The 9,712-nt window shown below is 39.5% G+C and carries 8 protein-coding genes; all 8 read right to left on the reverse strand.

All coding sequences use genetic code 11. The annotated features are described in order from the left end of the window. The coding region (gene hcp / locus LJE72_RS25405) for a hydroxylamine reductase (protein WP_229250922.1) at positions 1-946 on the reverse strand (946 nt) is incomplete at its 3' end. 196 nt (positions 947-1,142) lie between these two features. Further along, positions 1,143-2,030: a hypothetical protein gene (locus LJE72_RS25410; RefSeq protein WP_229250924.1), complete on the reverse strand. Its 888-nt coding sequence runs from the start codon at positions 2,028-2,030 to the stop codon at positions 1,143-1,145. 686 nt (positions 2,031-2,716) lie between these two features. Further along, positions 2,717-3,664, reverse strand: coding sequence for an MBL fold metallo-hydrolase (locus LJE72_RS25415; RefSeq protein WP_229250925.1), 948 nt, complete (start codon positions 3,662-3,664; stop codon positions 2,717-2,719). 196 nt (positions 3,665-3,860) lie between these two features. Beyond that, positions 3,861-4,253: a beta/alpha barrel domain-containing protein gene (locus LJE72_RS25420; protein ID WP_229250927.1), complete on the reverse strand. Its 393-nt coding sequence runs from the start codon at positions 4,251-4,253 to the stop codon at positions 3,861-3,863. An 808-nt stretch (positions 4,254-5,061) separates the two neighbouring features. Further along, positions 5,062-6,435: a C4-dicarboxylate ABC transporter gene (locus LJE72_RS25425; protein ID WP_229250929.1), complete on the reverse strand. Its 1,374-nt coding sequence runs from the start codon at positions 6,433-6,435 to the stop codon at positions 5,062-5,064. Positions 6,436-6,902: 467 nt separating this feature from the next. Next, positions 6,903-7,352: a DUF4362 domain-containing protein gene (locus LJE72_RS25430; protein WP_229250930.1), complete on the reverse strand. Its 450-nt coding sequence runs from the start codon at positions 7,350-7,352 to the stop codon at positions 6,903-6,905. 747 nt (positions 7,353-8,099) lie between these two features. After that, a complete protein-coding gene (locus LJE72_RS25435) occupies positions 8,100-8,642 on the reverse strand; it encodes a hypothetical protein (protein WP_229250932.1) in 543 nt (180 codons plus the stop codon). An 18-nt stretch (positions 8,643-8,660) separates the two neighbouring features. Then, positions 8,661-9,362, reverse strand: a complete 702-nt coding sequence (locus LJE72_RS25440; protein ID WP_229250934.1) for a hypothetical protein — start codon at positions 9,360-9,362, stop codon at positions 8,661-8,663. Positions 9,363-9,712 lie beyond the last annotated feature (350 nt).

Consider the following 9,712-nt stretch of genomic DNA (forward strand, 5'->3'; position numbering starts at 1 on the left):
ATTCCTTCGGAGGAACGAGGCAGTTGGTGGTTAGGAAAACCGGGCCGTTAAAGGACTCGAATTCTTTGTCTTGTTTATACCAGGCATTGCCGTAGTTACCGACAAAATTGTCATACTTCTTGAAGGCCGGGTAGTAATGGGCTGGCAGCATTTCTCCATGAGTATAGACATCTACGCCTGTTCCCTGGGTTTGAATGAGTAATTCCTCAAGGTCTTTCAGGTCGTGGCCGCTGATGAGAATAGCCGGATTGTTTCTGACTCCGATGTTGACTTTGGTGAGTTCCGGGTTTCCGTAGGTGGTGGTGTTGGCTTGATCTAAAAGGGCCATGACATCCACACCGTATTTCCCTGCTTCCAAGACAAGGGCTACCAGATCACCGGCTTCCAGTGTATCATCCAGGGTCGCGACCAAAGCCTTTTCGATGAAGGCAAAAATACCGCTTTCTTGATGCTCAAGGGTATAGGCATGCTCCGCATAAGCGGCTATCCCTTTTAGTCCATAGATGAGTAACTCTCTGAGAGAACGGACATCTTCATTTTCCGTGCTTAAGATTCCCACGAACGATGCCTTCTTTTCGAACTCCTCGGCAGGTGCCGTCCAAGTGGCTGCATCGTGTAACTCAGCTGGAATTGTCCCACCCACTCTGACAACAGCTTGCTTAAGATCTTCGCGAAGCTTCAGCCCTGCTTGAATCCGTTCTACAAAACGACTTCTATCAAAGTTAGCGTTGGTAATTGTGCTAAAGAGGCTTTCCATGATAAATTTTTCAACATCTTTACGAACAAGATAACGTTCTCTGGCCTGAACCGCATAGATGGCAATTCCTTTTAAGGTGTAGATTAGAAGGTCTTGTAAATTAGAGACATTTTCGGTTTTTCCGCAAACTCCTTTGATCGTGCATCCGGTTCCTTTTGCTGTTTCCTGACATTGATAACAAAACATCATTTGACTATTTCCCCTTTCGTATATGACCGCGTTCTCTGTTATGTGTTCATACTACCAGAATAAACGGTGTCAATATGTGATTATAGTCACGGTTCGAAGGTGATTAATGGCAAAAAAGAAAAGCGAACTTTCGCCCGCCTTTCGATCTTAGTGGTATTGTAACGTAGCCATTTTCAAAGACCGATGTTGCTGTTCTTCAATTACCCTTTTTAGAGAATTCGACTTTATTTTGTGCTCCACCATATAGTTTATCTATTATGAATACTGATAGGTACATCCAAATAATCGAAATGCTAGATACCAACAGAAACCAGCCTTCTTTTATCAGAACGAGATTAAGTTTGTATCCAATAAAATATATCATGTAGAGAAAGAGTATAACCAAGGCTTTCCATATCCATTTAAGTCTTAAAAAGTAGATAAGCATAATCGAAATGGATAAGAGAAAGAAATGCCCCAAAGCTCCGTAGAGTCGACTAACTTCCGGATCGGAAATCAATGTTGTGTTGAAATCTTGAATTCTGAATAACATAAAGACGCCCCAGAGCAATGTAATGACATTACATGTATATAAGGCGAAAAAGATATATACATAGTAATATCTTGGCTTGATACCTTGCAATAATTTCACATACATCTTTTTGACGACCCAGAAGAATAATGGAATACCTATAACAGTCATCCAAGTGCGATACCAGTTATGTTGATAGATACCTAAAGCCAGAAATAATTCTTCGATAAGGCCATATACCACACCAAATATAAAAAACCAATACAACTTGAAATTAAGAACTACAACTAATAATGCTGACGCACCAACTGAAAACTGGGAAAACAAATTGCCCGCTAGTACATTATCAAATGGACGTGGGGGACTTTGTATTATCATTGGATAATAGACATATGCTTTCATAAAAAAAAGGATTATTGTTTCAAATGTAAGAACTATGCCTGTAATCGTTAAGTAGAACGCGATTGCCCGTTGGCGCTTTTTCGCGTAAACAATTGCAAGTACTAATTCTACTAAAGTAAAAACGCATAAAAGAATATACCATATTGTGTTAGTCCAAAATATTGTTCCCATACTATTAATCTCCATATCAATATACATTATTAGTTAAGACTATATTTTTTTCATTTTTTGCTGTAATTATTCAAGACCTTGGCATTGGGTAGTAAGCGGTGGAACAAACACCGTCGTGTAGCTCAACCTAAAAACCTCCCATCTGATACACTAAGGACAAGTAATCAGATGGGAGGTTTTTAGGTTGAAATCCAAGGCTGAAACCCTGCGGCTCTGGGAACAGCGAATAAAGGAAAGAGTCTAAAATGGCATGACGATCGGAGAATGGAGTGAGCAAGTACCGGTACAATTATTAGAATAAGCGGGTACGCGAAAAACTAAAAGCAGGTGAAGAACTGACCTTCGCCGAGATTACCCCCATCCTTTCACCTGTCGATACAGAAAGTCAGAATTCGGTTTTATCTTCCGACTTTCAGATCTCTTTCAAAAGCATCCAGGTAACCGTTCCCAGTAATTTCAATCCAGCCGCATTGGCGGGACTAATGAAGGTCCTGCAGGAATTATGATGCAGCATATCGCCGATGAGGCGGACCATATTTACTTGGCCCTGGGAGCCACCGATTTTCGCAAACAGCAAAATGGACTAGCCACCTTGATATGTCTATCCTCTAGATATAGCCCAATGCTAGAATTCATTCTGGGAAATCCTGTTTTTTACCCCCCAAAAATTCCGAGGGGCTATCTTATCATTTTTTTAATTTTTTAAAGTAATAAGTAATTCCTTGAGAGTTGAGTTCCATATCCAGATCAAAAGGCTTTAGCACCGGGTGTTCCCTGTCAGTAACCCCGTATTTCGCCAACTCGCCTATTAGCAGTTCCCACAAAGACTCCTTAATTTCTTTGGAAGTGCCACCCGAAGCAAAAACGCGCCGACCAGTGGCCTCATAAGCCTCTATCAATTCCTTGTTGCGAGCAAGGATAGCAGGCGCTCCCTCTGCTTTTCCGAAGTGGGCAAAGTAAATATTATCAAGGTTCAGTCCTCTCATGCGGTCTAGGGTGTTTTTCGCTGCCAGAGGGTCAAATTCCGATGGCGGGGTGAAAGGCAAAACGAAATCACTGCCTACCAGTTCACTCAGAGCGTGGATACGGACGCCTAGAGCGTCACCGCTGAAAACACCCCGGCTGGCCGGATCGTGGATCACAAAGTGGTGGTTGGCGTGTCCAGGAGAATGATAAAAAGTCAACAACCTGCCGCCACCCAGGTCCAGGATTTCTCCATCCTCTGGAGTATGGATCCGTTCTTCAGGAACGGGTAAAATATGACCGAAAAAATCATCAAAAAACTCTTTATAAACAGACCTAGTTCCGGCGATAAGCTGGGACGGATCGACCAGGTGCCTTGCTCCCCCGGGATGGACAGATACCCGGGCCTTCGGCAGTTCCTGGGCCATTACACCAGCGCCGCCCGCGTGGTCCAGATGAATATGAGTGACGATTATGTATTCCACTTTTTCCGATGGTATACCTATGTTTTTTAAGGCAGCCATCAGGTAGCCAGTACCCGGCGTCGGACCAGTTTCTATCAATGCCACCTTTTCCCCCACGATAAGATAACACGAAGTTCGCTTAGGCATTCCCTGGTCATAAACATCAATTTGATAAATATCATTTCCTAGGCTAACGATGGAAGACATTTTTTTACCCCTCATTCCATTTAATATTGGTCAAGAACAAATCGGCCTTCGGGCTAACCTGTCTAGCCGAGACTTGCCCTACTTGTCCCTCAGGCTCTCCTCTTTAACCCCATGGCTCCAGGTCACTTGGAACTAGCCTTGAACTATCACTCTAATACCTACGCTTTAATAAAACTTGTTACCCAATGTACCAGCGTTAAATTAATGAACTATAGCGCGTGTTTAAAAGTTCTGATGTTTCAGTCATAATTTTCTTAGCGATCTTATCGGTATAACGATTTTGCCCGTTTTGGAGGTCACTCCCTTTAACCCATTGGTTAAAAGCACCAAGAGCAGGACCACAGGGCATATCCCCTGCTGGGGCATACTCAGTATCCTGAATGTTTATCTGCTGTAACAACTCTTTTACAGCTTTGCTAGTACGGGATTCAACCGTACACTGATTTATAGAGCCAGTAAGTATATAATCTGCGCCGAGAATAAATGCCGCTGCCGCTACCTCCGGGGTACCGATACCACCAGCGGCACCTACTCTGATTTTGTTAGAGTAGCCGTATTTCTTAATCATATCGTCACGAAGCTTAATCATGGCTGGTATTATGGCATAGGCCGCAATATTTTGATAATTCTATTACTTCTGTATAACTTTGTCTTTCCCTTCTTTTGCATTGTATACAATAAATTTATATTTCGTCCTATTTTATTTTTTATTGAATTTCTACAATTTATTGTATAATAGTTGAATATATCCATTAAATATCTCTAAGATAATGAAATTAATCAAAGATAATTAGAAAATAATCCCATCATACTAAATAGTGTTATCTTTTTATCACCCCAAACTAAAAAGGGGTGATATTTTATCCCTCCTCCCCGTATCAATCAATTCATTAATTTTCCCTCTGCTACCATCTAAGGGAAAAATGCTTCAACTTTTAAAAAGCTATCTAGCATTTCATCTTAACCCATTTCAATTACGCCGTCATTTCTTTGTGAAGAACGTTTCCACAGATACTATAAATTGGCAATACAATTTAACTATTATAAATCTTTTTTCCTTTATAAATTGACAAACGCTCTTTATCGGGATATTCTGAATAGAGTAATATAAATTTCAGAATTATCTAATTATAAAACCCAATTCGTTGCTAAAGGAGGATTAACTATGCGAGGGATGAGATTTTTCTGGGGATTCTTGGTTTTCTTTGGTACTTGGCTTTGGCCTTATGATGAACAAACATTAACGGACGCTAAATAAACGTCCGTCTTTTTTTGCACTTAATGATAACAAAAGACATGAACAATTTCTTGTTCATGTCTTTTGTTTCATGGCAGAGCCACGTTTTACATTATCATTTAAGTATCCTAAGAGTTCGATGGAAAATAAGAGGAGTTCATTATACCAACCCAATTAATCGAATAATAGTCAAGGTGGTGAGCATTACCCCAGAGGCAACTAAAACATATAATCCGTTCCAACGGGGCCCTACATAAATAGGAGATTGGCCTGTCATTCCTGACAATGCAATAACAGTAGCAGAAGAAGGCGAAATCGAAATTCCCATCGCCCAACTAATGGCCAAAATAAGGGCTAGATAAGTCGGGGTCACACCATAAGCAGCGGCTCTGACTGTCCCTCCAATAATAGTCACCGGTATGATAGGGTGAATACCTAAAGCAGACAGCATAAGAATAGCAATAATAATTACTATAGCCAGCATTAAAGCATTTTGACCGACGAACTTGGATAAAATCACTGAAACATAATTTCCTAAGTGGGAGTAATTAATGCTAGTTGCAAATAGTCCGGCACCTACAAAAAGGATTACTTCGTTTTTAAGTTTTGGAACACTTTCCTGAAAATAACCTCTAAACTCCCTAATCAGAATCGGTAAACGGCCAATTATCCCCATCCAAACAAATGGGAAAATCAGTGATGCCAAGGAAACCACAATAACCGTATGTATTCCTGTAACTAAGGAGATGACAGCAATAGCAGTAATTAAAATTATACTAAAAACACTGAGCTCGAATACTTTCTTTCCATCATAGTTAACATCAGGCTCCTCAACTGCAGAATCCAAGCTCATCCCAGCTCTTTTTTCTTCATACATGGTCATAAAGTACCCTACTAAGCCAGCTATTACACCACATAGGATGGCATAAGGAGAAAAAAGAAGCCAGCTTGCTCCGCTTAGATGCACGATCAAAGCTATAGCAGCAGTGGTAGGAGCCCAAATCGTACAAGTTGCAAAACCTCGGACAATGGCAGAACTTAAGAGCTTCTTGTTAGAACTTCTAGCGCTGGCCTGACTTATCTGGAGCACGAGGGAAACTACGGCCAAATTTACCAATACTCCTACAAAGGCAGATACAAAGCTTACCAGCAGATAAAAACGGCTATCGTTATAAACATAACGCTTAAAGACCCCTTGTAAGGCTTCAAAGTATCCTCCATGCTTGATGGGAATACCTAAGAGTGGTACCAAGGTAAACATTACAACAAGATAAATATTTTCTTGCAAGGCTTGTTGCCAAACATTAAGAGGCGCATGGTAGAAAAGAAAAAGAAGGATGCTTAGGGCAAATAGCATAAAGCCAATTACCAAAGTCGTACCCCTAACTTCCCAAAAACTAAGCCCAACGACAACAATCATCATCATCAGATTAAAATCATCCATTATGGTTGATTTGATAAAAAGGTTGCTTAAGAAAATAAAGGCAATAACTAAAGTGAGTACACTGCGGATACGAGTAAAAAGATCTTTCATGGCTAAACTCCTTGTAGCTTGAACTACTTACTAAAATCTTCACCGCTTTTTATTATAGCATATTCTTTACAATTGCTTTCTCTAGGATTAGAGAAAAGAGGGACTGTTCAATACTTTTAAATCTTGGTTTTACATCCTTACATTTTACTATATAACATCAAACCTGCATTCCCATTTTTCAGGGGTATGTAATGTCTTTGCCGCAGGGGTTAACCCGATTGTTGACAAGTATGAGGAGTTGGTTATTCGTTCATTAGATAATAGCCAGATTAATAATATTACTTTCGAACTAAAAGGGAAAAATCGCATCATGAGAACGGGCAATTTTTCACTCAATTCAACGGGTTACTACATGAATGGAATAATTAATTTAGGTAGTAATGTTCAGTAAAAAAGACAGGTGGCTCACAGCTTCAAATCGCTGTAGCCACCTGTCTTACGCTTCGTATTGTACCATTATTCGTTATTTAATTAGAAGAAACTAAAATTCGACTTGGGTTACCGGTTTTATCAATTAGATTATAAACAATATTCTTGCCATCCTCTTCTTTAACCAATCGTACATACTCACCTGTTTTTGTATCTGGTCCTTTGTTACCCGCTCTCATCTTATCTAGAGAGTCGTCAATGGTGAGCTTAATAACGTTTTTATCATAATATAGTGTTTGAAAAATTGGGTCCCCTTCTTCAGTGAATTTTTTAATTTGAAGATTAGCTACTTCGCCTTGACTAACGGACGCTAAAAAATTATCTACTACATTAACATCGGAAATCGCGCCACTCTGATCAACCACAATATTCCCCTGAAAAGTTTTAGATTCCTGTGGTTGGATTTGCTCAGATACTTTTGTATCTGAGCAGCCAGTAATCGTGATTGCTAGGACTAATGTTGCTAAAACAAGACTAAATCTCTTCATGTGATCACTCCTTATATAAATGTACCAACAAATATATAGACGCATATCTAGCCCTAAATCTGACGTAACGGGTTTTTCCCCTTTGCATTAGTTATTAGTTTGATTATAACAAACTTAACATGCTAACTAAACTAGAACTGCCATCGCCTGTCCGTTAGTCTTGCCTTTACCATAACCGTAAAATTCCTTGGGATTATCGAATGGATTGAGGTCAAAGTTTTCACAATTATCTTGATGAAAATGGTAGTAATGTTAATACTTCCTGACTCGGCTGTTTTCTGACAAGCGAGCAATCTCTTCGGCAGCGACTAATTCGAAGAAACACTGGTAGTACAATCCCAAGTTGTTCCCATCAATGTATTTACAGGATCGGGATTACATACGAATTTATGTGAATTACGTTTGTGGCGAGAAAAAGTCGGAAGTCATTGCTTCCGCCCATTCGGTGTGTGTATGCATGCGAGTGCACCATAGTTACAATATTTTTGCACACGGGATTACGGGTTCAAGAACTTTGTGATTTGCGAATAGGGACATTGAATTAAATAGGCGTGAAGGCAAATGGAACCCTTACCGAGAAAAGTTTCTTTAAACGTTGATTGCCGCAAAGTTCTCGCGCAGTTCATCGAAAACCGATTTTCTTATCGATTTCCAACAAAGGCCGACAAATCCTTACTAAGCATTTGTCAGCCTTCATCTTGTTAATCTCCTATTTTGGGGATTCAACAAACTAGCAATCCTATAATCCTATCGGTATGAAAATACCATTAACGGTACTCCCGATGTAGCGTCAACTACTACATTATATTCACCTTTTTGATATCCTGCGGGTACAGAACTATCTTGTGTCTCAGGGGACTTTGTTCCAATGGGACTATGAACAGGGATTAGCATATTTTCGTAAGAAATAATATAAACAGGTAAATGGTCAATCAATTTTTTTGAATTTAGAACCGGATTCTTCTCCAGAGCTTCCTGAGAAAATGCGTTAAACTTAGGGACTGTTAACACTTGATATTCTACAGTGTAGTCAGTTTTACCATTTAACCCTGGATAAGTTACGCTTGCGTTCCTTATAGCCACATCAGGCGATATTACCGCTGGTTGGGCAGGTACATTAAATTGATAACCTATTTTACTTAAAGCAGCTAGATTTTGGCTTGTTATTGGTTCAACGCCAACTAAATAAGTGATAGTGGCACTGCTATTTCTTGGTTTGATTAAACTAATAGTACCCAATAGGGATAGGGTAATCACAATAACAATACAAACTTTAATGAACTTTATCACGTTTAGAACCTCCTTAAATTAGTTTCGGGTATCCCAATAATTAAACGACGCATTTGGATTGCCAACAATATAACTACCTTTATATAGAACACCAACTGAAGATTGTTCTGCCCAATTTAGTACTGGGTTAAGAGTCCAAACTTTTGTATTACCATTTTTATATGAAGAATAAATATTCCACATATATAAACCATTGCTGGTAGAACCGGCAAATCGTGCCAAGTCAACATTCGATACTTCACCTGAGTATTCGGTAATTGAACCCCAAAAACCAGCAGGATAACTGGCAATCGTAGTATTGTCTACAGTTCCATAGTAGGTGTTTGTTTCATCTAAGAGCGTATTATATGTGTGAGATGAACCAACTGCAGGGCCAACAGCACTGAAAACGGTGTAAGGTTGAGTGAGAGATGGGTCATTATATTGAAAAAAGTAATAAGTTCCATTTAGGGTTTGACCATAGAAATTATCGTTCTCTTTCGACCATCCGACTTGAACCCATGTGTTGGGAAAGCCGTTTTGAATCATAGTATAGTTACAAGACCATGAAGGCCAATAGGTAATCGGATAAAAGGGAGTGTTAATAGTAGCTTGTGCGTTCCAGGCTGTTGCCCCTACATTACTCGTAGCACCAGTGTGTGGGCCAGCATAGACATTACTACCTAATATGCCTGTTAGCATTAAAAATGATAACATTAAGATCTCTATAGTTTTTTTCATTTAATCATCTCCAGATTAAAATTTTCAAGTGATACTCTTTCTAGGTTACTCTTTTACACAGCAAAGTCCACTATTTTCTCACATGAAGTTTTCTATCCTTTTGTTGCCACTAATTCAAAAAATTGTAGTCTTTTTTTGTTACATAATAAAATTCCCCCTTTAAAAGGTTCCATCAGGCACATATGGATTAAGGGGTGGGGCATTTCTTAGCAGACGGTGGCAAGGGTAGGGGAAATCTGAGCATCATACAATGATAGAAATTTTATGTTTAAAATATGACTGCCGTATTAAACCCCAGATAGTGTCAATAAATGTTCGCAAAAACCATCCGAATTCCTAAAGGCAGATCA

Origin of the sequence: Desulfosporosinus shakirovi, from assembly GCF_020595055.1 — a bacterium.
GTDB classification, from domain to species: Bacteria; Bacillota; Desulfitobacteriia; order Desulfitobacteriales; family Desulfitobacteriaceae; genus Desulfosporosinus; species Desulfosporosinus shakirovi.